General features: G+C 65.1%; 28 protein-coding genes, 2 tRNA genes and 1 other RNA gene. 21 read left to right on the top strand and 10 right to left on the bottom strand.

Annotated features, from left to right (window positions below; translation table 11 throughout):
- Positions 1 to 89 precede the first annotated feature (89 nt).
- From KA712_19125 to KA712_19090, 8 genes are all read left to right on the top strand, one after another.
- Positions 90 to 177 (top strand) — tRNA-Ser (locus KA712_19125).
- Positions 178 to 216: 39 nt separating this feature from the next.
- Positions 217 to 301, top strand: a tRNA-Ser gene (locus KA712_19120).
- A gap of 171 nt (positions 302 to 472) precedes the next feature.
- An RNA gene (gene ffs, locus KA712_19115) (signal recognition particle sRNA small type) lies at positions 473 to 563 on the top strand.
- A gap of 21 nt (positions 564 to 584) precedes the next feature.
- Entirely contained in the window at positions 585 to 854 is a 270-nt protein-coding gene (locus KA712_19110; protein MCG5055080.1) for an oxidative damage protection protein, read from the top strand.
- Positions 855 to 860: 6 nt separating this feature from the next.
- Positions 861 to 1613, top strand: coding sequence for a PilZ domain-containing protein (locus KA712_19105; GenBank protein MCG5055079.1), 753 nt, complete (start codon positions 861 to 863; stop codon positions 1611 to 1613).
- Between the two features lie 76 nt (positions 1614 to 1689).
- Positions 1690 to 2628, top strand: a complete 939-nt coding sequence (locus KA712_19100; GenBank protein ID MCG5055078.1) for an SEC-C domain-containing protein — start codon at positions 1690 to 1692, stop codon at positions 2626 to 2628.
- A 169-nt stretch (positions 2629 to 2797) separates the two neighbouring features.
- Positions 2798 to 3163 carry a PilZ domain-containing protein gene (locus KA712_19095; GenBank protein MCG5055077.1) on the top strand — a complete coding sequence of 122 codons (366 nt, stop codon included), beginning with the start codon at positions 2798 to 2800 and terminating at the stop codon, positions 3161 to 3163.
- Positions 3164 to 3226: 63 nt separating this feature from the next.
- On the top strand, positions 3227 to 3604 hold the full coding sequence (locus KA712_19090; GenBank protein MCG5055076.1) for a peptide chain release factor-like protein: 378 nt from the start codon (positions 3227 to 3229) through the stop codon (positions 3602 to 3604).
- Here KA712_19090 and KA712_19085 read toward each other — a convergent pair.
- The 3 genes from KA712_19085 to def are packed head-to-tail and all read right to left on the bottom strand — an operon-like array spanning position 3601 to position 5754.
- On the bottom strand, positions 3601 to 4845 hold the full coding sequence (locus KA712_19085) for a class I SAM-dependent methyltransferase (protein ID MCG5055075.1): 1245 nt from the start codon (positions 4843 to 4845) through the stop codon (positions 3601 to 3603). The two genes, KA712_19090 and KA712_19085, sit on opposite strands and share 4 nt — an antisense overlap.
- Positions 4846 to 4850: 5 nt before the next feature.
- Positions 4851 to 5204: a dihydroneopterin aldolase gene (gene folB / locus KA712_19080; GenBank protein ID MCG5055074.1), complete on the bottom strand. Its 354-nt coding sequence runs from the start codon at positions 5202 to 5204 to the stop codon at positions 4851 to 4853.
- A gap of 25 nt (positions 5205 to 5229) precedes the next feature.
- Complete coding sequence (def, locus tag KA712_19075) at positions 5230 to 5754, bottom strand: peptide deformylase (GenBank protein MCG5055073.1); 525 nt, start codon at positions 5752 to 5754, stop codon at positions 5230 to 5232.
- Between the two features lie 203 nt (positions 5755 to 5957).
- Between def and KA712_19070 the strand changes: the two genes are divergently transcribed.
- The 7 genes from KA712_19070 to KA712_19040 all read left to right on the top strand — a co-directional run bounded on the left by KA712_19070 (position 5958) and on the right by KA712_19040 (position 12955).
- Positions 5958 to 7100 (top strand): acyl-CoA dehydrogenase, encoded by a 1143-nt coding sequence (locus KA712_19070; GenBank protein ID MCG5055072.1) that lies wholly within the window; start codon positions 5958 to 5960, stop codon positions 7098 to 7100.
- Between the two features lie 61 nt (positions 7101 to 7161).
- Positions 7162 to 7653 carry an AgmX/PglI C-terminal domain-containing protein gene (locus KA712_19065; GenBank protein ID MCG5055071.1) on the top strand — a complete coding sequence of 164 codons (492 nt, stop codon included), beginning with the start codon at positions 7162 to 7164 and terminating at the stop codon, positions 7651 to 7653.
- 295 nt (positions 7654 to 7948) lie between these two features.
- Positions 7949 to 8656 carry an AgmX/PglI C-terminal domain-containing protein gene (locus KA712_19060; protein ID MCG5055070.1) on the top strand — a complete coding sequence of 236 codons (708 nt, stop codon included), beginning with the start codon at positions 7949 to 7951 and terminating at the stop codon, positions 8654 to 8656.
- Between the two features lie 88 nt (positions 8657 to 8744).
- Positions 8745 to 10364 carry a sodium-dependent transporter gene (locus tag KA712_19055; protein MCG5055069.1) on the top strand — a complete coding sequence of 540 codons (1620 nt, stop codon included), beginning with the start codon at positions 8745 to 8747 and terminating at the stop codon, positions 10362 to 10364.
- A complete protein-coding gene (locus KA712_19050; GenBank protein ID MCG5055068.1) occupies positions 10361 to 10519 on the top strand; it encodes a hypothetical protein in 159 nt (52 codons plus the stop codon). The genes KA712_19055 and KA712_19050 overlap by 4 nt, the downstream gene beginning before the upstream one ends.
- A 36-nt stretch (positions 10520 to 10555) precedes the next feature.
- Positions 10556 to 11797, top strand: a complete 1242-nt coding sequence (locus KA712_19045) for a sugar phosphate isomerase/epimerase (GenBank protein ID MCG5055067.1) — start codon at positions 10556 to 10558, stop codon at positions 11795 to 11797.
- A 33-nt stretch (positions 11798 to 11830) separates the two neighbouring features.
- A complete protein-coding gene (locus tag KA712_19040) occupies positions 11831 to 12955 on the top strand; it encodes a Gfo/Idh/MocA family oxidoreductase (protein ID MCG5055066.1) in 1125 nt (374 codons plus the stop codon).
- A gap of 44 nt (positions 12956 to 12999) precedes the next feature.
- On the opposite strand, the gene prfA is transcribed toward KA712_19040, so the two are convergent.
- Together prfA and rpmE are read right to left on the bottom strand one after the other, a co-directional pair.
- A complete protein-coding gene (prfA, locus tag KA712_19035) occupies positions 13000 to 14073 on the bottom strand; it encodes a peptide chain release factor 1 (protein MCG5055065.1) in 1074 nt (357 codons plus the stop codon).
- Between the two features lie 71 nt (positions 14074 to 14144).
- Positions 14145 to 14399, bottom strand: coding sequence for a 50S ribosomal protein L31 (rpmE, locus tag KA712_19030; GenBank protein MCG5055064.1), 255 nt, complete (start codon positions 14397 to 14399; stop codon positions 14145 to 14147).
- Between the two features lie 250 nt (positions 14400 to 14649).
- Between rpmE and KA712_19025 the strand changes: the two genes are divergently transcribed.
- The 5 genes from KA712_19025 to KA712_19005 all read left to right on the top strand — a co-directional run bounded on the left by KA712_19025 (position 14650) and on the right by KA712_19005 (position 21375).
- Positions 14650 to 16710 carry a hypothetical protein gene (locus tag KA712_19025; protein MCG5055063.1) on the top strand — a complete coding sequence of 687 codons (2061 nt, stop codon included), beginning with the start codon at positions 14650 to 14652 and terminating at the stop codon, positions 16708 to 16710.
- Between the two features lie 151 nt (positions 16711 to 16861).
- Complete coding sequence (locus tag KA712_19020) at positions 16862 to 17602, top strand: transglutaminase-like domain-containing protein (GenBank protein ID MCG5055062.1); 741 nt, start codon at positions 16862 to 16864, stop codon at positions 17600 to 17602.
- A gap of 73 nt (positions 17603 to 17675) precedes the next feature.
- The gene (locus tag KA712_19015) at positions 17676 to 19256 is read left to right on the top strand and encodes a BamA/TamA family outer membrane protein (GenBank protein MCG5055061.1); all 1581 of its coding nucleotides are present in this window, start codon (positions 17676 to 17678) and stop codon (positions 19254 to 19256) included.
- The gene (locus KA712_19010) at positions 19256 to 19897 is read left to right on the top strand and encodes a hypothetical protein (protein MCG5055060.1); all 642 of its coding nucleotides are present in this window, start codon (positions 19256 to 19258) and stop codon (positions 19895 to 19897) included. The genes KA712_19015 and KA712_19010 overlap by 1 nt, the downstream gene beginning before the upstream one ends.
- A complete protein-coding gene (locus KA712_19005) occupies positions 19894 to 21375 on the top strand; it encodes a HAMP domain-containing protein (protein ID MCG5055059.1) in 1482 nt (493 codons plus the stop codon). The genes KA712_19010 and KA712_19005 overlap by 4 nt, the downstream gene beginning before the upstream one ends.
- 8 nt (positions 21376 to 21383) lie before the next feature.
- Here KA712_19005 and KA712_19000 read toward each other — a convergent pair whose 3' ends face one another.
- The 5 genes from KA712_19000 to KA712_18980 form a co-directional block, all read right to left on the bottom strand.
- Positions 21384 to 21887: a DUF1285 domain-containing protein gene (locus KA712_19000; GenBank protein ID MCG5055058.1), complete on the bottom strand. Its 504-nt coding sequence runs from the start codon at positions 21885 to 21887 to the stop codon at positions 21384 to 21386.
- 45 nt (positions 21888 to 21932) lie between these two features.
- Positions 21933 to 22148: a DUF465 domain-containing protein gene (locus KA712_18995; GenBank protein ID MCG5055057.1), complete on the bottom strand. Its 216-nt coding sequence runs from the start codon at positions 22146 to 22148 to the stop codon at positions 21933 to 21935.
- Between the two features lie 94 nt (positions 22149 to 22242).
- A complete protein-coding gene (tsaB, locus tag KA712_18990) occupies positions 22243 to 22938 on the bottom strand; it encodes a tRNA (adenosine(37)-N6)-threonylcarbamoyltransferase complex dimerization subunit type 1 TsaB (protein MCG5055056.1) in 696 nt (231 codons plus the stop codon).
- A gap of 34 nt (positions 22939 to 22972) precedes the next feature.
- Positions 22973 to 24631 carry an RIP metalloprotease RseP gene (gene rseP / locus KA712_18985; protein ID MCG5055055.1) on the bottom strand — a complete coding sequence of 553 codons (1659 nt, stop codon included), beginning with the start codon at positions 24629 to 24631 and terminating at the stop codon, positions 22973 to 22975.
- Complete coding sequence (locus tag KA712_18980; GenBank protein ID MCG5055054.1) at positions 24628 to 25389, bottom strand: tetratricopeptide repeat protein; 762 nt, start codon at positions 25387 to 25389, stop codon at positions 24628 to 24630. The genes rseP and KA712_18980 overlap by 4 nt, the downstream gene beginning before the upstream one ends.
- A gap of 125 nt (positions 25390 to 25514) precedes the next feature.
- Between KA712_18980 and KA712_18975 the strand changes: the two genes are divergently transcribed.
- On the top strand, positions 25515 to 26240 hold the full coding sequence (locus KA712_18975; GenBank protein MCG5055053.1) for a hypothetical protein: 726 nt from the start codon (positions 25515 to 25517) through the stop codon (positions 26238 to 26240).
- Position 26241 lies beyond the last annotated feature (1 nt).

Below are 26241 nucleotides of genomic sequence, written 5' to 3'. Positions count from 1 at the left end.
GTGAAAAACGGCGCATGCAGACTCTTGACGACCAGCCCTTCCCCGGGGCATACGTTCGAGTCCCGGGCCACGGTGTGGCGCGGGTCTCTGGAGAGGTGGCCGAGCTGGTTGAAGGCGCCTGATTCGAAATCAGGTTTTGGTTAACGCCAAACGGGGGTTCGAATCCCTCCCTCTCCTCGACGAAAACTGAATAAGGTGGCGGCGGCGAGGTGGTTTGGAGAGGTGCCCGAGTGGTCGAAGGGGCACGATTGGAAATCGTGTGTACCGCGAGGTACCGAGGGTTCGAATCCCTCTCTCTCCTCCGGTAGACAGCGCGAGACGCGGCATGCGCGGGCGCTCGTCGTGTGCAGGGCCGTGAGCCGGCGCGGTAGGCGTACTCGCGGGCCCCTGCGCGACAAGGCTCCGGCGCCGAAGCGCAAAAAAGGACCTGACGAGGGCTGGCGGACCCTGCGGATGTGTGACACTAATACGCCCTGGTCCCGGGCGGCGTAATGCCGGCGAAACCCGCCAGGCCCGGAAGGGAGCAACGGTAACCAGCTGCACGGGTGCTCGGGACCTTTTTTCGTCGGAGCCTTCGACTCGCAATGCCACGAATCGTCACATGCGCAAAATTGGGCCAGGAGCTTCCTGGCATGGCCTACAAGCCGTTTAACAACGAGCTCGGTCAGCGCATTTTCGATACCGTCTCTCAGCAGGCGTGGATGGAGTGGGTCGAATTCTCGAAGCGCATCGTCAACGAGTACCGGCTCGACCTCACGTCCCCCCAGGGGCAGCAGATTTTGCTCGAGCAGGCGGAACAGTTCTTCTTTGGTGACGGTGGCAAGGGTCCGGCTGAGTACGTCCCGCAGGGGTAACCCGAGATGAGCGACCGGCCACCACCCGTGGGTTCCGGCCGCGACCCGCGAGCGGGCGCACGGGCGGGAGTGGTGGTTCCCGTTCGGTTTCGCTTCCAGAGCATCATCGACTTCGTCGAGACGCAATCGGTGAACGTCAGCCGCTCAGGCATGTTCGTCGCCACGGCAGAGCCGTTGACGGTTGGTCAGGAGATGGAGTTCGAGTTTTCTCTCGCGGATGGCTTCGCCTTGCTGCGGGGTACGGCCGAGGTCGTCCGCGTGAGCCAACACCCCGCGGGAGCGGGGGTTCGGTTCATACGCCTCGACGACGCGAGCCGTGCGCTCATCGAGCGGATCGTCGACGTCAACACCCGTGAGGGTAAACAGCCCACGGTCGCGCCCGAGCTGACGGATCCCTCGGCCGCCGAGGCTCTGCACGGCCTCGCAGGCGCCACGCCCGTTGCCGACGGTGTGGTGTTTTCCGGCCGTTTGCTCCAGGTGCAAATCAACCCTGCGACGGCGGGCTATTTCGTTTACAACCCGCTGCTGAACATACGGCTCGGGGGCTTCGTCATTCCAGGCACCGAAGACGTGCCGCTCGGAACTCAGTTCGAGGTCTCCCTCGTGAGCTTGAGCGGCCAGTCTTTGTTCGCGGGCATGGGAAAAGTGGTCGCGAAACACGAAAAGCGACTCGGCATCCGGCTCGTCGACGTCGACAAGGCCACGCTGGCGGAGCTTCAGCTCGAGGTGAACAAAATGGGCCCTGGCCGCGCGCGCTGAGCGCGCGATTCACGATCGCTCACGCGCTAAAACGCGGGCAAGGGGTGCTATGGTGTGAGCCCTCGGATTTTTCACCATGAGCGATACCCCCTCGAACGCCGAAGCCAAGCAACGTCTCGAAAGCACCAGCCGCAATGATCTGTGTCCTTGTGGCTCGGGAAAGAAGTACAAAAAGTGCCATCTGCGGGACGATGAAGCCGCGATGGCTCCGGCTCCCGTGACGCCCGATGCGCGCGCAGCCTTGGTGGCGGGGTGGCGTTTGTTCGAGCAGCGACGGCCCGGCGCCGCGGAGAAGAAGTTCAACGAAGCCCTCGCACTCGACGCTTCGCTGGTGGACGCGGTGGTGGGCGTGGGCATGGCGAAGCTGTCTCAAGGTGACAAGGTCGCTGCGGTCGAGCGCTTCAACGACGCGATTGCTCGCCAAAGTGACGTCGCGAGCAAACTGAAGGCCGAGGGTGTGACCGATGCGTTTTCGCGCCCCGACGCTCAGTCCTTCATTCGTGCGAGCCATGCTCTCGGCTGCCTTGCGTACGACGACGGAGAGTACGAGACCGCGCAGAGCACCTTGGCGGCAGTCTACGGAATCGACGCGGGCCCCGTGGGTACGGAAGCGCGACTCGTGGCTGCCAAGGCCCTCGTGAAGCTGTCGCGCCCCGCCGAAGCCGTGCCCCTGCTCGAGGCCGCCGCAGCCTTCCCTGCCGCTGCAGGGCGCGCGCACATGGGCCTGTCGCTCGCGCGCTTTCTTTCGGGAGACACCGAGGGCGCGCGCATGGCCCTGGAAGCCGCTGTCGCATCGAACGCCCATCTGGGGCCTGCCATCTTGGGTCAGGTCCGGAGCCGGGTGGACAACCCCGCTTTGGCCGTCCCCGGCTCCAAGGACGAGGCCGTGGTGTATGCGCAGGCCTTTGGCGACGTTTGGTCGGACGAGGCCAAGGCCTTTCTTGCCGCCGTGCTCTCGGGCGAGCCGGTGACGGCTCGGACGCTTGCGCAAGCCGACCTCCCTTCGGCGCCCTGAACACCCAATCAGGTTAGGGCGCCTTTTGGTGTCCGTTGGCGGGGCTACCTGGTCTCGATCCCCGGCCGCCCCGGTTGCTTCGGTCGCTTTATCGGGCCAAAGTTCTCAATTCCGTCGACGTCTATGTCGAAGTTAGCGGGCAGGACCGGTTTCCCCCCCCATGCGCCAAATGTCTGCCAATCCTCAAGACCGTCGCGCGTCGCGGCGCAACCCTGTTCAGGTTCGGCTGGAGCTCACGGATCGCCGCACCAAGTTTCCCGCACGCACGGTCGACGTGAGCCGGGGGGGGTTGTTCGCCGCCACGCCAGAGCTTCGCCCCGTGGGCACGCTGCTGCGCATCCGCGTCACGGGGCCGAAGGGCGATCCGATCCTGGCGGTAGGCGTCGTGGTGCGTTGCTTCACCAGCCTGGGAGAGGCGGGCCGAGGCTTGGCGAATGCCGGGCTGGCCATTGCCCTCACATCCACGAGCGAAGCGTGGGATCTGTTCTGGGACGATGTGGTCGCAAGCGAAGACGATGAAGCTGAGCTTCCCTGACGGCGCACATCACGCCGCCGAGGTGCGGGGTCGCCGGCGTCTCTGGTAGGACGGGGTCAGGCCTTGTTCCCCGTCTCACCTGAAAAAGAGCACGCCCTGCGCGCGCGCATGGAGAAGCTGGGCCTCAAGGAGGCTGATCTCGAGGAAAGCTTCGTGCACGCTCGTGGGCACGGAGGGCAAAACGTGAACAAGGTGGCCACGTGCGTGGTGCTGGTGCACCTGCCTTCGGGCATTGCCGTCAAGTGCCAGCAGGAACGTTCCCAGGGGCTCAACCGCTTCTTCGCGCGCCGATGGCTCTGCGAGCGTATCGAAGCACAGCTTCACCCTGGGGATACGCCCGCGGATCGGGAGGCGCAGCGTCTCCGGCGGCAAAAGGATCGCCGTGCGCGCCGCGCGCGCAAAGCCCGGGCTACCCGCAAGGCCGGCGAGAGCCCTGGTTAAGGGAAGGCGTTTTTCTTCTTGCGGGGCCCGCGGCGGCTCGCGCGAACCCACATCTCGAAGCGGTCCTTCAAGGCCGCGCCGCAAGGCGCTTGGGGGGGATCGACGTCTTCGAGGCGCATGAACGGACGGTCCCCCTCGTCGCTGCGCTTCAACGTGACGAGCCCTGTGCTCACCGCGCCGACGCCGGCCGCGCGCAGTCCAGTGATCCACCGTCCGATGCGGCGCACGCGGGCGCTGGCCGTGTCTCGTGCCGCGCCGGCGCTCCACGTGAGAGCGTGTGCCTCGAGCGTCTGGCTCCCGAAGCGCCAGAAAAGTGCGTGGCAGCCGTTGCCGGACAGCCAGCCCGCCAGGTGGTTTTCTTCCGCCCGCCCGATCGCTGCAGGGTTACCTGCATCTACCAAGTCCGCCGGGTGTGGCCATTGCACGAGGAACTGCGCAAAGCCTCCCGCACACAGGTGCTTGCCCACCTGCTGCACGAGGGCCGCGGTCAACGTGTCGGGGCCGCTGTCGTGCGTACCTTCGAGGGGCGTGCCGTCCCTGTACACGAAGCGACGCTCCGGTGACAACACGAAGGGTAAGTTCCCCACGACCAAGTCGAAGCCGCCGCTCGGCCGCAGACCTGAAAAACCATTGCCGTGCACGATGCGCACGTGGGAGGCCTTGGCCAGGCGTGTGTTGAGCCGGGCGTAGGCCAGTGCGCGGGGGTTGACGTCCGTTGCGGTCACGTGCGGCGATGAGGCTGCGAGCCTCAGGGCCAGCAAGCCGCTTCCGGTTCCGAGGTCGAGCGTCTCGAGGTGCGGCCCCGGCAGCAGACAACGCTCGAGCAGCAAGGTGGCGGTGGTGGCGCCCATGACGTGGTCAGCCTCGGGCTTTGCGTGCGGCGGATCGGCCACGAGCGGGGTGCCGTCGTGAAAGGACACGGAGGCGCAGGGGGCGATTGCGCGATCTCGGGCCTCGACCCAGCCCCGCGCCGCCCAGTCCCGCCAGGTGGGCAGAGCCTGCTGACACCAGGACGCCGGGACAGGGTGGCCCAACACCCAAAGCCGCACCATCGCGTGAAGCGGCGTGGGCACACGGGTCCGCCACAGCGTGAGGCTAAGGGCATCGGTCGTTGCCAACGGCGCTCCGCCCGGCGGGGCGAAGAGCGGCTGGACATGTGCGTGAGTGAATCCTGCGCGCGCCCACTCGGCGGCGACCCACCTGACATCCGCGGCGCGTGCGGACGGAGTGGCCGCGGTCATGACGGTCACGCCTCGAGACGGACGGCCGCGTAGTCCGGGTTACCCGAGCACCCGGGAGGGTGGAGCTTGCGAAGTTCCAGCACCACGCGGGCATGGCGAAAGCGTTGCGTGAGCGCGTCCAGCATCTGTCGCGCCAGCGACTCGAGGAGGTGATGGGGGTCGCCGGTCCCGATGCCGATGATGATGTCCGAGATCTCGCTGTAGTCGATCGTATCGCGCAGCTCGTCGCTTCGTTCGGCCGCGTCCACGGAAGCCTCCACCTCGACGTCGACCTCGAAGCGGCGTGGCTCTTGACGTTCCTGGGCGCTCACGCCGTGGTGGCCCACGAAGGTCAAACGAGAAACGATGATGCGCGCCATGGGAGGTGCCCGGAGGGGAGACAGGTTAGCTTTGGGCGTCCGCCGCAGCTTCCTTGCGCATCTTCCGCTTGATGATCTCCCGCTTGACCGGGCCCACCAGGTCGATGAGCAAGCGACCGTTCAAATGGTCAGCCTCGTGCTGGAACGCGCGCGCCACGAGCGCCACGCCTTCGGACTCGAAGACGTTTCCGTTGACGTCCTGCGCCCGAATCCTGGCGCGCATGCTGCGCTTGACCGGCACGAAGACCCCCGGGAAGGAGAGACAGCCTTCGTCTCCCATCTGCGACTCTTCGGAGAGGTCCACGATCTCGGGATTGGCGTACACGATGGGCGGTGCGCCCTCTTCGCCGCCTGCCACGTGACCGTCCACGATGAACAAGCGGAGTGGCACACCAACCTGAATCGCTGCCAGACCTGCGCCTTCCGCTTCCACCATCGTGTCCGTCATGTCGGCCACGAGCGCGGCGAGCGCCTCGCCGAACTCCGTCACGGGGCCGGAGGGCTCGCGCAGTTTCGGGTCAGGAAAGCGAAGAATGGGGCGAACGGGCATCGAAGGAAAGATGTCAGTGGAGGCGCTTTGTAGCAACTTGCGTGCGTTTGGCAATTTCTCACACCCCGGACGTTTCCGCTGGTGTCCGCGCCTCCGCGAGCGCCACGCCGCCGATGACGCATGGGCTCAGACTGCGAAAACCGCGCGGGATTTGCGGCCTGCCGATTCGGGACGCTGCGCGACACCCGTGGTAAATTCGAAGAGTGGATCTCGAGCTAACGCCTGAGCAAACGCTGCTTCGCGACACCGCCCGCGACTTCGCCGCCAAAGAGGTCGCGCCGCAGGCCGCGCGCATCGACAAGGAGCACCGATTCCCCCGAGAGCTCATCGCGCGGATGGGTGACCTGGGGCTGATGGGCATCGCGGTGCCCGAAACCTTCGGCGGGGCCGGTATGGACACGCTCAGCTACGTTCTGGGGCTCGAGGAGATCAGCAAAGCCTGCGCTTCCACGGGCGTGATCATGTCGGTGAACAACTCCCTGGTCTGTGAGCCGCTGCTTCGTTTCGGCAACGCGTCTCAGCAGCAGGGGTGGTTGTCACACCTCGCGTCGGGGCGGAAGCTGGGCTGCTATGCCCTCTCGGAGCCGGAGGCCGGCTCGGACGCGGCCGCCCAGAAGACGTCAGCCAAGCGCCAGGGTGAAGGCTGGGTGCTCTCGGGCACGAAGAACTTCATCACCAACGCGCCGGTCGCCGACGTGGTCTTGGTGTTCGCCACCACCGACGCCGCTGCCAAGCACAAGGGCATTTCGGCCTTTTTGGTTCCCCTCGACACGCCCGGTGTCACTGTGGGCCCGCCTGACGACAAGCTCGGGATTCGGGGGGCTCCGTCCGCCCAGGTGTTTTTTGACGAGTGTCGCTTGCCCGCCGACGCGCTCGTGGGCGCCGAAGGCGAGGGCTTCAAGATCGCGATGACCACGCTCGACGGCGGTCGCATCGGGATCGCCGCGCAAGCCGTGGGCATTGCGCAGGCCGCGTTCGAGGCCGCAACCCGCTACGCGGTCGAGCGCAAGACCTTTGGCAAACCCATTGCCGAGCACCAGGCCATTCAGTTCAAACTTGCCGACATGTCCACCGAAATCGATGCGGCGCGCATGTTGTTGTGGCGGGCGGCCGTGACGAAGGACGAGGGGGCACGCTTCAGCAAAGAGGCGGCGATGGCGAAGGTCTTCGCATCCGAGGTGGCAAACCGGGTGGCCAAGGAAGCCGTGCAGGTGTTCGGTGGCTACGGCTATCTCACGGACTATCCCGTCGAACGCCATTTCCGCGACGCCAAAATCACGGAGATCTACGAGGGGACGAGTGAGATCCAGCGGCTTGTGATCGCCGCCGCGTTGCTCAAGGATTGAGGTGCGCCCCGCTTGTATCGCCTGGCGATTGGGGTTAAGACCCAAGGCGGAGGCGATCTGGATGCACGCACGTTCGGGCCAAGTTCTTGAGGTTGTTCTGCGACGTTGGCCGGTTCTCGGGGGCGGGCTGTCGTCGTTCGTCGCCGGGGCGTCCCTGGCCTTGACGCTCGGCGCATGTGCGAGCACCCCTCCGCCTTCCGAAGAGCCCACGTACCGGCTGGTCAGGAACGACCCGCAGCAGCCGCAGCAAGGGGGCCTTCCGGCCGACAAACAGGCGGACGTCCGGCTCGTGCTCCAGCAGCGTGAACCCACCGTGCTCAAATGCTACCAGGACGAGCTGAACCAGCGGCAGGACCGAAGCTTTCAGGGCAACGTCACCGTCTTGATCCGTTTGGCCCCGAATGCTCCTGCGGGCGTGCGCATCCTCAAGAGCTCCCTCAACAGCCCCGAGGTGGATCAGTGCCTCGTGAAGAAGATTGAGGAGTTCGAGTTTCCCGAGGTCGATCAGGAGGGTGAGGTGCAGAACGAGTTCGTGTTCCGGCCCGCCTACTGAAAGCGAGCGGGCAAGTCACCGCTTCGGGTGACCGCCCCGCAGGGCATGGCAATGGCCCATTTGGACCATGCCTCCCCTTTCCTCCGGTTTGCGGATTGCTCTCGGGCCCGTCGCGTGGATAAACTCCGTGTTCCGCATGGCGTACCGAAGCTGTTTCCTGGGAGCCTGTGCGACCGTTGGCCTGCTCGCGTCAGTGGGCTGCGGATCGTCGAGCAAATACGAACGACAACCGGACTCTGATTCAACGCAGAGTGACCCGGGAGGGGGGACGCCGTACCGCCCCGGCTCGCGTCCCGTGGGGGACGCCGATGAGCCCTCTGGCGACGAGGTCAGTATCGCGCAGGAGAAGGGGGTTCTCGAAACGACCGACGTGGAGGACGTTCTCGAGCAACACGTGCCTGCCTTCACGGCCTGTTACGGACGTGCGGGGAACGCCCAGCGCTATGTAGAGGGCCAGGTGCTGTTGCGGATCTTCGTCGCGGGCGATGGCAGCGTGTCCGACGTGCACATCGTCGAGAATTCTCTCGGCAACTATGCGATCGAGAGCTGTTTGGCCGATGAGGCCCGGGCCATCGCCTTCCCCGCACCCCAGGGCGGTAAGCCCACAGATCTCGAATACCCTCTGCAATTCAGATCGACCCGGGAGATCGCCGTGACGGAGTGGCCGAACACGTCCACCTTGCCCCAGATCGCGGACGCCTTAGCGACCCTTCGTCCCTGTGTTCCGTTGTCGGCCGCGCCCGTCGAGACCGTGCTCTACATCGAGCCTTCCGGGGCGGTAGGCTCTGCGGGGTTCGTCTCGGCGAAGCCGATCGAGCGCGAAGCGGCCACCTGTGTGACGGAACGCATGCGGACGTGGCGGCTTGCAGGTGAGCCCGGTCACGTGTTGCGTACGCGTTTCGATCTGGTGGTGCCGCCCAAAGGGCTTGCGACCCTGTCCGCGAAAGCGCGCGCGAAGCCTCGCAAGCCTCTCCGTGGGCGGCGCGGATCTGCGCGGCGCTGAGGCAGGCGTGTGACGACGGGCCCCGTCGCGGCACGACCGGGGAATGTGTGGCCGTGCCCAGAGGGGGACGTTAGTATCGCGCGCACCAATGTCACCATCAAAACCTGCGCGCCCCGCTTCTGATGCCAAGGAGGGGTGGGGCTCGCGCCTGGGTGTGATTCTCGCGGTGGCCGGTTCGGCCGTGGGCCTCGGCAATTTCCTCCGCTTTCCCGGGCAAGCCGTGCAAAACGGGGGGGGCGCGTTCATGGTGCCGTATTTCCTCGCCCTGGTGCTTGTGGGTATTCCCATCGGGTGGATGGAGTGGACCTTGGCTCGCTACGGAGGGCGTAAGGGATTTCACTCGGCGCCAGGAATTTTGGGGGTCGCAGGCCGGGGTCGGGTGGCGCGCTACCTGGGCGTTTTGGGCGTGCTCATTCCTGTGGTCATCGCCATGTACTACGTGCTCATCGAATCGTGGTGCCTGCGCTACTTCGTCGACTACGCGCGCGGCGCCATCGATCTTGGCAGCGATCCCGTTCACTACATCGACAATTCGCGAGCTTTTTTCACGCGCATCACGGGCGCGGACGACGACGGGCTCCTGCGAAAGGACGGGACCCTGCATGGAAGCGTGGTGTTCTGGCTCATCACGCTCCTCGTGAACTTGGTTTTCGTATGGCGAGGCCTGTCGAAAGGCATCGAGCTGTTCTGCCGCTTGGCAATGCCCGTGATGGCTGTCGCAGCCGTTATCGTGCTCGTGCGGGTCCTGACCCTCGGAACACCCGATCCCCTGCATCCCGAGCGGAACGTGGTGGCGGGGCTAGGATTCATGTGGAACCCGGACTTCTCGAAGCTACGTCTCTTCGATACCTGGCTTGCCGCTGCAGGACAAATCTTCTTTTCACTGTCAGTTGGCTTCGGCGTCATCATCAATTACGCATCGTACCTTCGTAAGGAAGACGACGTCATCCTGTCAGGCCTCACGGCTGCGGCTACGAACGAGGTGTTCGAGGTGGGGTTCGGCGGTCTGATTACGATCACGGCAGCCTTCATCTTCCTGGGAGCCAGCGGCGCAACGGGAAGCTCCTTCGGGATCGGCTTCAACACCTTGCCCGTCGTCTTCGAGCACATGGGCGCCGCAGGACGTGTCACCGGTGCCGTTTGGTTCTTCATGCTCTTTCTGGCTGCGATCACCAGCTCTCTATCGATGTTGCAGCCCGCGATCGCGTTTTTGCACGAGGCCTTGGGCATGCCACGGCCCCGGGCTGTCTTGTGGCTGGGCCTGCTCGTGTTCACCGGATCCTTGTGGGTCATCTACTACAGCAAAGATTTGAAGGCCCTCGACACCATGGATTTTTGGGTGGGAACGTTCCTGATCTTCGTGATGGCGGGGGTGCAAGCCGTGATCTTCTCATGGGTCATGGGGGTCGATAGGGGCATGGCCGAGGCCCACCTCGGCGCTCAAATCCGCATCCCCCGGGTGTTTCGATACGTGTTTCGATACGTGACGCCCGCATTCTTGCTGGTGATCTTCATCGGATTTTCCGTCCAGTCGCTCCCCGCGAGTGTGAAGGCGGTCCTGAGCAGCGCCGTGGCGGCCAAAACGACGCTCTTCGTCCTCGGGATCGCGGCTTTGCTGGCGGCGCTCGTGCGCGTGGGTGAGCGCAAATGGCGGCACGAAGGGTTGGATCTCGATGGGCGACTCTCCGCCGACGAGGAGGCACGATGACGCCGGCCGGATGGCTGTTCATGACGGTGTCCATAGGAGCCGTGCTCTCGCTGGCGTCCTGGTGCTACTGGCAGGTGCTCAAGCCAGGCACCGGGAGTGGCTCTGCCGCTGGCGAGTCCGGTGACGAACCCTCGCCGGAGGATCGGCGAGCGTAAATGGCTATGTCCTCATCGGTGCAGGGAGAACCAATCATGTCCATCAGACCGTTCGAGCCGAAGTTCATGAAAGTGGGCATCTTGACCGCCGCTCTGCAGGAGTTGACACCGCGCTCCGTGCGCGACGCAGACCCAGATCGGGCGGTGGAAGACTGGCTGGCCTTCGCGCAGGAGATCGGCTGCGAGTACGTTCAGCTCTCGGCGGCGCTGCACCCGAGCGTTTCGGATGTCCCGCCGGAGGCCATGCTGGACCCCGTCGCCAACACGCTCGATCTGCGAAGCCCCTTCGACAAGACCAGGGCCACCCGTGTCTTGAACGCCGTCAAGCGGACGGGCGTTGGCTTTTCTGATTTGTCGTACTTCGACAACATGCTTCATGCGGACGATGACGTTCGCAAGCGGAAGTACGCGTTCATGCTTCGCGTGTTCGACGCGGCCATGCTTTTGGGCGTAAAGGCCGTGTGTGGCTTCGTGGGACGAAATCAGAAGCTCTCGATGGACGGTAACTTACTGTTCTTCGAGGAGGTCTTCGTGCCACTTCTCAAAGAAGCCAAGACGCGGGGGTTGTCGTTTCGAGTGGAGCCGTGCCCGATGCCAGGATGGGTCACCAACGATAACTTTCACAACAACCTCGCCTACACCCCGGGAACCTGGATCGCGCTTCATCGGATCTGTGAGAAACACCACGTGGGAGAGCAGTTTCGTATCCACTACGATCCCTCGCATGCCGTCTTGATGGGACAAGACACGCGCGCGATCTTTCAGTACCTGAAAGACACGGGATACAACTTCCTCGTGGGTGGCTTCCACGTCAAAGGGCAGGTGATCGATGCCAAGGGTGTCGCCACGTGGGGCTATGGCGGCCAGACGATCGAGCGAGGGGACTGGATCGACGGTCGAGCCTCGGACAAACCCATCGATCAGCTCAACGCATGGAAGAAGCAGACCGTCCTGTGTGAGCACGAGCTTCCGGGGACGGCACGTCACGATCCCCTCGCGTATCTGCAGAACCGCACGGTCGATTGGCTGGACCACCAGCTGGCAGCGCGCGAGTTGCTGGACCTCGACGTGGCGAACACGCATCTGGTGGTTGAACACGAATATCCGAAAGCGCGCATTCAAGACAAGGACAGGCTCAAGCCGATCCTGCAGGGGTCGGTGGCCTTCACGCGCAAGATCGACGAGGCCGCAGCCTGCATGTTTGCTCTACAGAACGAAGTTCTTGCGGCTCAAGGAATACCGGTCCAGGGGTTTGGTCGTGTCCCCTACCGGAGCTGAAACGAAAAGCGACACGGACCTTCAGGAGACATCATGGCGAAGAAAAAGCTGAACGTGGCGATGATCGGTTACGCCTTCATGGGGCGCGCGCACAGCAACGCCTGGCGCCAGGTTTCACGCTTCATGAATCCACCTTACGAGCCCGTGTTGAAAGTGGTCTGCGGCCGCAGCGCGAGCAAGGTGAAGGACGCGGCCGAGACGCTTGGGTGGCAGGAGCATGCCACTGATTGGCGGGACGTTGTGAACCGCAAGGACGTTGACATCGTCGACGTGAGCACTCCCGGAGACAGCCATGCAGAGATCGCGATCGCCGCGGCGCAGGCCGGTAAGGTGGTGCTGTGCGAGAAGCCGCTGGCGAACACGGTTTCTGAGGCCCGTCAGATGGTTGCTGCGGTCGAGGCGGCAGGGGTCGTCAACATGGTTTGCCACAACTACCGACGCGCGCCCGCGGTGGCTCTTGCCAAACAGCTCATCGAGGCGGGAAAGCTGGGCACGCTCTACCACTACCGAGGCACCTACCTTCAAGACTGGCTCGTGAACCCTCTCGTGCCCCGTTTGTGGCGCATGGACAAAGCGCAGGCAGGTTCAGGCGCCCTGGGGGACATCCTCTCGCACTCGCTCGATCTGGCCCGCCACCTGGTGGGTGAGGTGCGCGAAGTGGCAGGCATGATGAAGACCTTCATCGACGAGCGGCCCCTGCCTGGCAGCCAGGACAAGGTGCCCGTCACAGTCGATGATGCTTCGCTCGCTCTCGTGCGCTTTCAAGAGGGCGCGATCGGGTCTATCGAAGGCACCCGCTTCGCAACCGGGCGCAAGAACTACAACCGCTTCGAGATCAACGGCAGCAAGGGCAGCGTTGCGTTCGACATGGAGCGGATGAACGAACTCGAACTTTACCTCGAAGAGGGCCCCCTGAGCGGCTTCAGAACGATCAACGTGACGGACCCAACACACCCCTTTTGTGCCGGTTGGTGGCCGCCAGGACATATTTTGGGCTACGAGCACACGTTCGTTCATACCTTCCTGGACCTGCTCGAGGGCATCGCACAGGGCAAGAGCCCGAAGCCCGACTTTAGGGATGGCTTACGCAACCAACTTGTCCTGGAGGCCATCGAGGCCTCGGCCGCCTCGAAGGGATGGGTCGAGGTACTCGCCTGAGGGGAAGCGTCGGGCGGAGAGAGCGAGCCCGCGTGGGCCAGGCGCTAGCTTCGCTGCTGAAGCGCTTCGGCCTGCGCGTGGGCTCGCAGGCTTTCGATAATCTCTTCGATCTCTCCGTCCATCACGCCGGGCAAGTTGTGCCTCGTCAAGCCGATGCGGTGATCCGTCACCCGATCTTGCGGGAAGTTGTAGGTGCGGATCTTCTCTGAGCGTTCGCCCGAGCCGATCTGGCCACGCCGCGCTTCGCGCTCGGCCGCCTGCTTCTTTTCCTGCTCGATGTCATAGAGCTTCGCGCGCAGGATCTTCATGGCCAGCGCGCGGTTCTTGTGCTGACTTTTCTCCTGCTGGCAATGCACGATGATGCCGGAAGGCAAGTGGTGGAGACGTACGGCCGAATCCGTCGTGTTGACCGATTGCCCTCCAGGACCGCCGGAACGCATCACATCGATCTTCAGATCTTTGGCATCGATCTGGACGTCCACCTCCTCGACCTCGGGCAGCACCGCCACGGTAGCCGTGGAGGTATGGATGCGTCCTTGGGCCTCGGTGGCGGGTACGCGCTGCACACGGTGAACGCCCGACTCGAACTTGAGGCGGGAGAATGCGCCTTGTCCGGAGATATCGGCGATCACTTCCTTGATGCCTCCGGCTGACGCGAAGGACTCGGAGACGATCTCCACGCGCCAACCCCTGCGTTCTGCGAAGCGTGAGTACATGCGGAACAGGTCGGCGGCGAACAACGCTGCCTCCTCGCCGCCCGTGCCCGCACGAACTTCCAGAAGGACGTTCTTTTCGTCGTTAGGGTCCTTTGGCAATAGGAGGATGGTCATGCGCCGCTCGAGGTCCTCGCGCCGCTCCCCGACCTCCTGAAGCTCGAGCTCGGCCAGCTCACGCATCTCCGCGTCCTTGAGCAGCTCACGAGCGCCCGCGAAGCGCTGCTCGAGGCCGCGGTACTCCCGCAGCAGCTCGACCAGCTCCCTCATGTCGCTGGCCTCCTTGGCCAACTTGTTCATCTGGCCAGGCTTGGCAATGATCTCGGGGTCAGAAAGCTGACGCCCGAGGTCCTCGTAACGAGCCTCGACCTCTCCGAGCTTGCCTAGGAGGCGTTCATCCAGCATGCAACCTACCGGTCCGCGGGACCCGACGAGAGTCCCGCGCTAGTGCGTGGCAAGAGCCCCGCGACGATCGCTCAGGACGCCGATTCGCCGCTCTTGTCGGCCGATTCGCCCGCTTTGGCGGCGCCCTTTTGGGCGTAGCGCTTCTGGAAGCGCTCGATCCGTCCACCGGTGTCGATGAACTTTTGCTTGCCAGTGTAGAACGGGTGGCAGTTTGAGCAGATGTCCACCATGAACGAGCCGCGGGTGGAAAACGTCTCGACGACGTTCCCGCAGGCGCAGGTGATGGTGGCGGACTTGTACGCAGGATGTAGGCCGAGTTTTGGCATGGTGCTGCCTTCCGAAAAAGGGTGCCCGGTTATAATCACAGCCGAGGCTGCCGGCAAGCCCCAAGACCCAATAAGGACGCGATTGGGCACGGGAGGGGCAGCTTGGCGCAGTGGGACATTGGGCGACGAGGGGAGCGCGCGCAGCCCTGCGCCTTCGCCACGGGCCCGCTCGGCCCTCGCCGCAGGCGGCTAATGTTGCCACGCGGCGGGTAGCGACGGGGAAGCCATGCGGTATAGTGGCGGTCGGAATATGGCAGAGGGGCGCGACATCGACGCGAGATTACCGCTTTATACGTACTTGCGTCCGCTCGTCGAAGGGCGGCGGGTGTTGGAGCTGGGGGGCCGCACGCGCCTCGGGGCTGAGGAACTCGGGCGCCTGGGTGCGTCCCTGGTCGTGGCGCTCGTGGACGACGGGGTCATCGCAGGGGCGAGCGCCGGCCGGGTCCGCTGCTTGCCGGCCCGGACCCCGCTCGACGCTCTGGTGTCCGCGGGTCCCTTCGATCTCGTCATCTTGCCCCAGGCCGGCGCGGATCTCGCGCCCCGAGGTCGCCTGCAGCTGGCCGAATTGGCGCGTGTGCTCGCCCCCGAGGGGCACGTGGTGCTGAGCGCACCGAGCGGTGACGTTCGTGGTCCCGAGGCGGGGGCCCTCAGCTACTACGATCTGCAGGAGCGGCTCTCCGCCGCGTTCCCCGTTGTCCGCATGTTCGGGCAGACGCCCTTTGCCGCGCTGGGCATAGCGGAGTTCGACGCGGACGTCAGCGATCTGCGCGTGGACGCGGGGCTCGTCAATCCCGACGACGAGGAGCCTACTCGGTACGTGGCGATCGCGGGCCAGACGGCGGGTCCGCCCCTGGGGTACGCATTGGTGCAGCTGCCGGTCTCGGCGTCGCCACCCCCGGTTGCGCGACCAGCCGTCACCGACGAGGGGCTGCGCACCCGTCTCGAGGCGGCCGAGGCTGAGACCCGGCGGCTCACCTCGAAGCTTGCCGATGCGCAGGCAGAAGCCGACGGCGCTTTGCGGGTCGGCCGGGCCCAGGCCGAAGAGATCGAGGACCTGCGCGGCCGCATCCGGCGGGCCGCTCAGACGAGAGCCGAACTCGACGAGGAAGTTGCGCGCTTGCGCAAGGCCCTCGCAGAAGCCGACGAATCGGTTTTGAACCTTACGCGGCGGACGGCGGACGAGATGTCGGCGCTGGCTTCGCGTCTTTCTTCTACGTTGGTGCCCACGTCCCCGCCCCGAGATCCTCCCGAGCGTGGGGCCTCTCCCGATGCCCGTGAGCTGGCCAGCCTCTCGGAACGCTTGAAGCAGCGCGAAGCGCAGCTCGCGCAGCGTGAGTCGGCGTTGTTCGATCGCGACGAGCGCATCGCGCAGCTCGAATCGGAGAAACAGGATTTCGAGTGGCAGTTGGCGGGCGCTCGTGCAGGAGCGCAGGCACCCGCGGTCCAAACCGTGGTCGGCCCCTCGGAGCGCGAGCGCGAACTCGAGATCTTGCTGGTAAGCCGCGAGCGAGCTCTCGAGGAGTTTCGCCAAGCGGCTTCGGCCCACATCCACGATGTGGATCGCCTGCGGGCCGCCGTAGCGGAACAAGCGGCGCACGTCGCCGAGCTCGAGGATGTGTTGGCGGAAGCCGACGCGAGGGCAAACGCAAGCGCGAGTGAAGCGGAGCGGCTGCGCGTGGCGCTCGCACAAGCGCAGGAAGCCGATCGCGCCCGCCGTTCGCGTCTTGCGGAGCTCGAAGGCACGTTGCTTCGCATGCGACACGAGTCGAAGGCGCAGGCGTCCCGGCCCGACGACGTCGAGCTGACGCTCGCGCGGCGTCAGCTGACGGAGCTGGAAACACGGTTGGCCATGATGGAATCGGCCTTGCGGGAGGCTGAACGGGGCCGTAGCGCCGCGACGGATCGTTGGAACGACGCCGTCGAGCGACTGATGGGGCTCGAGCAGCAGTCCGAGGTCGAACGCGCCGTGGTTCGCCAGGCGCAAGAGAACGTGGAACAGGTGGCACGGGTCGCGGAAGAAGACGTGAACCGTCTTCGTCAGGCGCTCGAACGCTCCGAGGATCAGCTTCGAAAAGCGCGCGGGCAGCTGTTGCCTCTGCGCGGCCGCGTGGCGATGCTCGAACGGGAGAAGGAAGCCCGCGACGTGGCGGAGCGCGACCTCGTTCGCACCCTGCTCGACGAGGTGGGTGCAATCGAAACGGGCTTGCGCGAGGAACTCGAACGCATCGCGGAGCTTTCGCGCGAGGTGGAAACCGCCCGTGCCGACGCGCAGCCTTCGGGCGGCGAACCGGGCGAACGTTTCGCGGAGTAACATTCACGCGAGCCGCGTGAGGCGCCGCAGGGGCCGTGCCGTGCAACGAGCGGTTGCACCCCCGGTGTAGTTGCTGCGGCGTGCCGGTGTTTCGACAAAGTGCCCGACGGTGGTGGGCTCGCTGCAGGGCGGCTGCTAAGCTTAGTGGCGCATGAAGGAAGAGACAGATCTTCTTCTTTTCCAGCACCTGATCAGCAAAAACGACTGCGATTTGGGGCTGGAAACTGCGGCGCTGGTGGTGGCTGAAGCCGAGTATCCAGGGCTGAACTTGGCCCGATACGCGGCCAAGCTGGATCGTATGGGGCGGCGGGCACGCAAGCTCGTACAAGACTCCATGCTCGAGGGTGCACCTCCCATCGTGGCTGTGCTGCGCATGCTCTATGAAGACATGGGGTTTCGAGGCAACGTCTCGGATTACTACGATCCGAAGAACAGCTTCTTGAACGACGTCTTGGACCGGCGCTTGGGCATTCCGATCTCGCTCGCGCTCGTCATCATGAGCGTGAGCCGCCGGGCGGGCGTTCGTGCCGATGGCGTGTCCTTTCCCGGTCACTTCCTCGTGCGCACCGAGGACGACCACGGCAACCTGTTCTTCGTCGACCCCTTCGACGGACGTCTGCTCGACGAAGAATCGCTTCAGCTCCTGTACGAACAGACCACCGGCGACCCGGCCGACCTGGATCCGGCTGTTCTGCAACCAGCCTGCCGGCGTCAGATCTTGGCGCGTCTGCTCAACAACCTGCGCGCGATCTATGAAGTGCGGGGTGACCGGACACGCTTGCGGCGGGTGTTGCAGCGCATGGCCATTCTGAACCCTTCCGACGACATCGAGAGCCGGCTGGCGCTCCTCGGAAAAAACGCGCCTTTGACGCCGCGCCTTTCGGTCAACTGACGCCGCTCGCCTTCGCACCCGACAGCCACGTAGGTTCGTGGTGCGGCGTGCGTGTTGACGTATAGTCGAGGCAATGGGTCGAACCCACCGCCTTGCCCGCGTCCTGACACTCGCATTGGGGCTCTCGGTTGCCCTTGGGTCCGTGCACCGGGTGTCGCACGCGGGCGATGCCGGGCCGGGGACTTGGAGGGCCGGCACCGGCCCGGTCGGCGGGGGCGGGCTGGAGGAGCTTTCCGGTGCGAGCGATGGCTCCGAGGTGGAGATCATCGAGGCGCCCGGCGCGCGTCCCTCGGGTTCAGGCCTCGAAGAGCAATCGGACGAGCCGCGCTACATTCTCGAAGACGTGGTGGTGGTGGGGAACCGCAAGACCCGGACGAGCCTCATTCTCAAGGATTTGGGACTCGAGCCTGGGGATGTGGTGACCCCTGCCGATCCCCGGGTGTCCGCGGCTCGCTTGCGGCTGCTGGCCCTCGGATACTTCCTCGACGTTCAATTGTCGTTGGCCAAAGGGCCTCGCCGTGGCACGGCGATCCTCGAGGTCAGGGTGGAAGAGCGGGGCACGATCATCCTGAATGGCCTGTTCCTCGGAACCAGTGAGGCGACGGCGTTGTGGGGCGGTCTCGACATGGCCGAAACGAACTTTCTCGGCCGCGGGATCCTTCTGTCGGGGGGCTTCGTCCATTCCACCCAACCAACCGTCCCTGGGGCCGAACCAGGGCAGGCTTACCGGCTGCAACTTGGCGCTCCGGTGCCCGACCTCGAAGGGCCCTGGCTGTCTGCCAGTTTTCTCTATTCCCAGGGCAGCGAGTTCTTTCGCGCGTTTGGGGATCCAGGTGAGGTCGATCCCCTCGACCACGTGGCGGTCAACACACGGCGGATCGGCGGACGTTTGGGCATTGGCTTCTCCTTGTCGCGCATCACGCGGCTCACCGCCGAGACGCGTCTTGAGGGGCTACACGCAGCGCTGCCCCGCATTCGCACCCGCGATCTCGGAGGGGGACGGGCCCTTCCCATCGACTTCTCGATCGGTGAGGGAGACAGCCGGCTCTCGTCGCTGCTCTTGAGCCTCGACGTGGACACCCGCGACGATCCCTTCCTGCCGCGGACGGGACAGCGACTCCTGTTTTCCTTTGAAACGGCGCTGGCCGTGGCCGGCTCTCACTACGCTTTCTCCAAGGGCGTGCTGCACTGGTCACGCCATTTCGCTCTGTCACGGGGGCGGCACGGCCTCAGCGTCCACGGTCTGGCGGGGGTCATCTCGGGCGCGGCTCCTTATTTCGATCGCTTCTTCATTGCGGATCTGAATGCCTTGCTGCCGTCTCGAGCCCTGGGCCTGAGCTTCTCGACGCTGCCGTCGCGGAACCTGCTGGGTACATCAGTCGACGAGCGTCGCTTCGACGACTACGCCGGCCGGGTGATGGTGGAATATGCGGCGGCGCTGTGGCGTGGTCGTGGTTTTCTATACCGCGCGGACCTGTTTGCGGGCGTCGGTATCTTCGCGCTCACCAGTGCGGCCGATCTGCGGCTGCGCACGGGGCCCCTTTATGGCGCCATCCCGATGGACCTCACCGCCGATTTCGGACTGCGGCTGGACACCTTGATCGGCATCTTCAATATCTCCGTCGCTAACGCCCTGGGACGCATTCCCTACTGATGCGACGAAGGGTGCTCCTCTTGCTGGGACTCAGCCTGCTGGCCGTCGACGCGGCCGCGGGCGACGAGTTGTTGGTGCGAAGATGCGGGATGAACCGCTTCGCCGGAAAGCTGCACGTGGATGTGGGACTTCAGGATTTGTTTTGGTCGCAGCACCGCAAGCAGCTGAGGTCAGGGTTCGCGACCCGCGTCTTGGTCCGTGCGGCCGTCTACCCTCTCGAGGGCGACGAGCCCGTGTCCACGGCCTTTCGCCGGACCGAGATCGTCTACGACATCTGGACGGAGACCTTCCATGTGCATCGGACCGACAGCGAAGGCCGGGACGAGCGCTTCGAGGTGGACAGCGAGCTCAAGGCGATTCGGCTCGCCACGGCGCTCATCAAGTTTCCCGTGGCGCTTCAATCCGGCTTGGGCGTGGGCCAGAGCTACCGGGTCGCGTTCCGCGCGGACTTGAACCCCTTGTCGGAGGAACTCGTGGCGGACGTTCGTCGCTCTTTGACCCGACCCGAAAGGCGGCGGGGCCGACTGGCTGGAGACAGCTTTTTCGGCTCATTCGTCAGCGTGTTCGTGAACCCTCGCATCGAGGACAGCGAGCGCCAGCTGCGCTTCGTCTCACAAACATTCAAGGAGCCGTCGAGATGAAGGCTTGGCGCAGGCTGTGGCCGGGACGCTTCGAGTGGAAGCAGCTTGGCGCAACGGCGTTCGTAGGGGCATTGTCCGTGAGCACGGCCGGGTACGCCTTGCAGTTTGCGTTGCGTGGGTTCTCCGAACTTGCGCGTTTGCATCAGCAAGAAACCGGAGAAGCGGCAACCCAAGCTGCCGAAGTGTTCCGGGCCTACTTCATGGACCGCAAGGAAGACTTTCGGCGTGAAGCGGAGGTATTGGCGGGCATGAGGCCCTCGCGTATGGGGCAGTTCTCCGAGGTCGATGGCTTGCTACGGGCGCGGCTCATACGGGGCAACGAAACGCTCGACGCGTGGGAAGCTCCCGAGGCCACACGTGAACGCATGCGTGAATCACCTCCTCTCTTGGCCGAGGTGCCGCTGTCTTACGGCGAGGAGCTTCCCCAAAAGGTTCTCGAGCTGACGTTTGGCATTCCAGGCGGCATGTACACCAACTTTCTCGAGTTGCGTCAGGCGATGGATCGAGAACAGCAGATGCACCGAGCCTTCGAGGCCGCGGTGCCCGAAGTGCTCAAGGAGTACTTCTCGTTCGTGATCGCCGTGCTCGTGTTTCCTCCCTTGCTCGGCTTGTGGATGGCCCGCCGAACGACCAAGCGCGTGGCCCGCCTTCGTGAAGCCGCCCGCCGGGTGGGCGAAGGAGACCTGTCTGTAAAGGTCGCGCCAAGGGGCAAGGATGAGCTCGACGAACTCGGCCGAGCCTTCGACGCGATGGTCGCCGAGCTCATCGAGGCGCGTTCACGCCTCGAGTACATGCAGAAGGTGGCGGCTTGGCAGGAGGTCGCCCGGCGGCTTGCACACGAGATCAAGAACCCGCTCACCCCGATTCAATTGGCCGTGCAGGAGCTCGTGTCGAAGTACGCCGGGGACGATGCCCGGTACCGCAGGCTGCTCGACACGGCCGATGAAATCTTGCGCGAGGAGATCACGTCTTTGCGGCGCCTCGTAGATGACTTCTCCGCGTTCGCGAAGCTGTCCCGGGCCGAGCCCGTGCCCGTGGACGTTGCCGCTCTCGCTCAGGACTTCGCGCGACAGCACCCCGAGTGGCAGCCGTACATCGAGGTGGAGGTGCCGAACCAAAACGTCCTGGGCCTCGTGGACAAGGTGCTCTTTCGTCGGGTGCTCTCGAACCTGGTGGAGAACGCCGTGCAGGCGGCCGAAGGGACCGGACGCGTGCCGAAGGTGCGCTTGCGGGTCGAACCTGCGGGGGCGCGCCCTCGCCTGGCCGTCGTGGTGGAAGACAACGGTCCTGGTGTGCCGCTGCCGGAGCGTCAGCGCATCTTCGATCCCTACATCACCCATAAAGAGGGTGGGACGGGGCTGGGGCTCGCGATCGTACGAAAGATATTGATCGACCATGGCGGCGACATCACGGTGGGTGATGCGGAACCCGATCTGGGCGGCGCCCGCTTCGAGGTGCGTGTGCCCGTGGCCACCTGACGGTCCGGCTACCGTTGGCGCCGGCGGAGAGGGTGGCGGGCTTGCCCTGGCAGGCGAAGCACCGGCTCGTCGCCGTGCATGTCGATGACTGCGGCCAGCGCACTCGTGGCCGCGGTCGAGAGCCGAGCTTCGAGACGTCCCGCTCTCACCCAGGTACGCAACACACCCCCGTCGTCGAAGGTCAGGGATGCGGGATCGAGCCTTTCTTCGGTGCCATCCGAAAGCGACAGGAGAGGCCGTGGGTCTGGTTCGATCCACCGAAGCGTGCGGACCACCAACGGCGTGTCGTCCACGTCGACGTAGGCGTATCGCGTTTCGTCGAGACGGAGGATATAGCGCCCATCGGGTTCGGCGAGCCGATCGAGCCAGCGTGAGAACGCCCGCCGTGTACCTTCGTGCTCGACGAGCGCCCCTTCATGCCAGAAACGCCCCTCGGCATCGATACGAAGCCCCGACTGCCTCAGCCGCTCAAGCTGGGCAGCGGACATCTCTGGCTTCGAAGAAGGTGGCATTTTCGGCGCTCAGGTTTTGGGCACCTGAGCCAGGCGCAGTGCCCTTCAGACCGAGCCACCCAAGGCCGCTATGCGATCCTTGAGCAAGAGCTTCTCTTTTTTCAAACGAGCGCTTTCGAGTTGCTCGGCAGGGGTGAGGCAGATGTGCCGGTTCAGCGTTTCGAGCTGCTTTTTGAGCTCGCCGTGCTGTTCCCGAAGCTTCTGCACTTCATCGTTGGTGTCTTCCGTTCGTTCGGTTTTCGCGCTCTGCGCGTTCCCCATCGAGCACCTCCGTTTTGGCCAGTCTATCAGCGCCGCCCGGTGGAAGAAACGACAAACGGGCGCATGGGCTCTGCCAGCCCGGCTTTCCCGTGGTTCAGGGGGGGCGCTGCCGGGGCTGCGTGATGTCGGGCAAGCGGCCATAGACGGGGGCTGCGCGCGCCACGTCAGCCAGATCGCCGCGCCGAGCCGCTTCGATGGCGCGGCCGAAGAGGGTGCGGGCGCGGGGTCCGGCGAGGCCGGACAAAAGCGCAGAGGCGGGTAGCGCGTTGGTCAGTTCGGTAAACCGGTCGGCCCCCGGCCCTCCCGCCACCAAGAGGGGGTTGGCCTGGAGGTGCGCCACCAGCGAAGGGGGCGTGAGGCGCCACGCCGCACCTTCGGCTGCGAGGGCGCCCGCGCGACGCACGAAGAGCTGCGCGTGCAGCTCACCCTTTCCGGCATCGAGCAGCGGCAGCAGCTGCTCGGACGAGGGCGCCGCTTCCGCCAGATCGTGCGCCAGGATCTCGAGCGACGAGATCATGACGAGGGGCGTTCCAAACGGGAGCGCAAGGCCTTTGGCAATCGCCAGGCCCACCCGAAGCCCGGTGAAGCTGCCTGGTCCTGCCCCACAGGTGATGAGCCGGAGATCGCGCGGCGTCAGCCCTGCGGCGCGGAACAGCTCGTCGCACATCGCCAGCAGGTTGGCCGAATGACGATCTGCGGTTCGTGTGGCCTCGCCAGTCATCTCGCCCCGTGCATCGACGAGCGCAACGCGCGCCGTTCGTGTCGAGGTCTCGATCGCGAGAGCCGGCACGAGACGATCTGGGGATGGGGGTGAGGACAAGGTGCTACTCGAGCAAGAAGCGAACCACGTCGTTCTTCAGGGCAAAGGCCATCAAGACCACCACCGCGGCCAGCCCCACGTATGAGGCCACTTCACGGGCGCGCCGCGAAGGCGGTCGCCCTTTGAGAAGCTCGATCGTGAAGAACACCAACAAGCCGCCGTCGAGGATGGGTACGGGCAAGAAGTTGAGCAGGCCAATGTTGATCGAGAGCAGGGCCAAGAGCCAAAGATACTGGTCGAGCCCCTGTTCTGCCGCAACGCCGGCCACGTAGCCTATCGTGATGGGGCCGCCCAGGCTCGAGAGCGGGACACGGCCCCGGACGATCTCGAAGAACCCTTGTCCCATCGCGACCACGAGCTGCCCCGTTCGGGTGAAGGCGTGGTTCACGGCGTAGGTAAAGCGGTTCTTGATGGGGACGGGATCGGCCGTGCGCCAGGCGCGCCGGCTTTCAGCGCCGAACACCAGGCGATCCTCTCCGCGGCGGTACGCGTCGACGGGGGGCCGCAGCTCTTGTTTGAAGGTGGATGCGTGGTGGGTGCCACCCGGGGACACCCACGTGATCGTGAAGCGGCGCGAAGGTGCGGAGGCCAGCTTCTGTGCGAGCTGCGCCCAGTGCAAAATGGGCTCTTCATCGAGCGTGAGAAGCTGATCGCCATGGCGAATGCCGATCTTGTCGGCCGGGCTGCCCGGCTCGACGGCATAAACGAAGAGCTCCGAAGACAGGAGCCCCGTTTCGTAGTTGCGCTTGCCGGCCTCGAGGAAGACGGGGCGGGGAATGACCACGGCCGTGCCGGGTGATTGCACGCCCACGTGGGCGAAGGGCAGGGCCGATTGCGCGCCCCGCAGGTACGTGAGCCGCAGCGGTGAAGCCCCCACGTTGCGAACCGCCCGCTCGAGCTCCGCCCAGTAAGTCACGGGCTTGCCGTTGACCGACGTGACCAGATCGAAGGTGCGAAGCCCAGCCTGGGCCGCAGGCGAGGACAGATCGAGGATGCCCGTCTCTGGAAGATGGAAGCGAGGCGAGATCCCCACCAGGCCGACCGTTTCGCGAAACCGAAAGGCGCCTCGCCGTTCGAGCTTGATGGGGCGTAGGTCTCGCTCTTCGCGGTGGGTGTCGCGCTTGATCAGCAAGCGAAGCGTCTCGTCGGGGTTCTCGGCGATCGTGTTCTCGAGCTCTTCCCACGAGGCAATGGGTTCGCCATCGATCGCCTCGACGTGGTCACCAGGCAGCAGGCCCGCTTCGGCCGCGGGCATGTGAGGAAGGACCGTGCCGATCGTGGGCGGCAGCACGGTGGCGTGGCCAAAGAAGTGGACGAAGTAGATGAAGATCGGCAAAAGCAGGTTGAACGCGGGGCCCGCGACCACCACGGCGTAGCGTTGCCACAGAGGCTTCGACAAGAGGGTGCGATCTTCATCGATCTCGGGGACCGTCTCTCCGGGATCTTCCCCCAGCAAGCGCACGTAGCCGCCGAGCGGCACGAGGGAGAGCCGGTACTCCGTTCCGCCCGCGTTGAAGGCGAGCAACTTGGGTCCGAAGCCCAAGGAAAAACGCAGCACCTTCACGCCAAAAATCTTCGCAAAGAGGAAGTGTCCAAGCTCGTGAACGAGGATGAGCACCCCCAGAAGGAGCACGGCTGCTGCGACCCAGAACCCGAGCGTCATCCCTCACCCCGGGGCGGCGCGAGACAGCGGAGGCGATCGAGCGAACCAAATTGGCGGTCGGCGCGCGCCCGTACGAGGCCCGCGCGTCCCAGGCCTCGCGCGCGGGCTTCCTCGAGAGCTTCACAGGCGGTGTCCCAGGCCCCACGCCGGGACGCGACGAGGGCGCGTCCGTAAGCACCGTAGGGGCGGCGGGGGAACGCCCGCGTGAGGCGGTCGAAGAGATCCTCGGCTTGTCCGAGCTGGCCTTGGTGAAGCGCAACGCGTCCCCGCGCGTACAAGGCGGCGGCGTGGCGGGGGCGCGTCTCCAGGACGGCGTCGAACGCGGCGGCCGCGGAGGCCAGGTCGCCCCGCTCGAGACGAATCAGGCCAAGGGCCTGGCGGGCGTCGTGGTCGAGCGGCTTCCGCGTCAAGCAGGAGAACAGAGCCGCTTCGGCGTCGGCCACTCGTCCGACACGTACGAGAAGCTGAGCCAGGGATCGCTCCGCTTCGCACGGATCGGGTGCCTGCGTCCGTGCGCGTGCGTAAGCGGTCTCGGCTTCCGAGAAGCGCTGCGCGTGAAAGAGGGCGTGGCCAAGGCGAAGCCAAGTGCGGTGGTCGTTCGGACGGGCCTTCGCCGCCGCTCGAAAACACTGGAGCGCCCCTGCCACGCTGCGCTGCCGTAGAAGCAGGTTGCCTTTCGCTTCGAGCTGCTCGCCTTCCCTGACGCAGGCCGTTTGACACGCCAGCACGGCCAACACCGCCCACGCTGGCAGTGGCATCGAGCTCAGAGAAAGGAGGCGACGGCGGAGCGGCACGACTGAACCGTATCGCACAAAATGTGGCCTCCGCCCAGGGCTGCGGCATGCGTTTTCGGTCCCTGGCCACTGGCCTTACAATGGAGCTCGTGAAGAAGCGTCCGCCAAACCCCCTGGAAGCAGATGCCGAGGCGCTCGAAACGCAGATCGAAGGCATGGAGAAGCGCTTCGATCGGCTCAAAGCCCTGTACGAGTCGTTCTTTTCGGGCGTGGAAAAACAGCCTCCGCTCGTGCCTCGGCGCGAGATGAACCGGCTCATCGTTCAGATGCAGCAGGTGGTCATTGGAAAGTCCACGCTTCGCTTTCGCTACCAGTCACTACTACAGAGGTGGGTCACGTACACCGCGTACTGGAACCGGGTCGAGCGCGAGATCGAGCAAGGGACCTACCAGCGCGACCTGGCCAAGGTGCAGCGCCATCTCGCGGAAACGGCCGGTGCCATCACGGAGGAGCAGGCGCGGGCGATGGGAGTGCCTGCCTCCCGCGTCAAGGCCTTCGTGGCGCGTCAGAATCGGCTCGTGGCGCAAAAGCAAGCCCGAGGCGAAGCGGTGGCGTCCGCAAAGCCCCCCATCGAGCGCCCCCAGGTGCCAGGCGTCACGGACGCGCAGCTTCGGGCGTTCTACGAGCAGTACCTGCAGGCGCGGGGCGAGGTGGGCGACAGCCGGCCGGCCCGGACCCTCGACGAGCTGTCACGCAAGCTTCGCCCCCAGATCGAGCGGGTGCTCGCGACGGCAGGAGCCCAGCGTGCGCAGCTCGAGGTGTCCGTCGAAGCCGGAAAGATCAAGGTGCTCGCACGGCCCGCGGACGAGGAGTAAG

It is taken from the genome of Myxococcales bacterium, from assembly GCA_022184915.1.
Lineage (GTDB): Bacteria > Myxococcota_A > Polyangia > Fen-1088 > Fen-1088 > JAGTJU01.
Note: the sequence above shows the minus strand (reverse complement) of the source record. Positions and strands in the feature narration are given on the sequence as shown.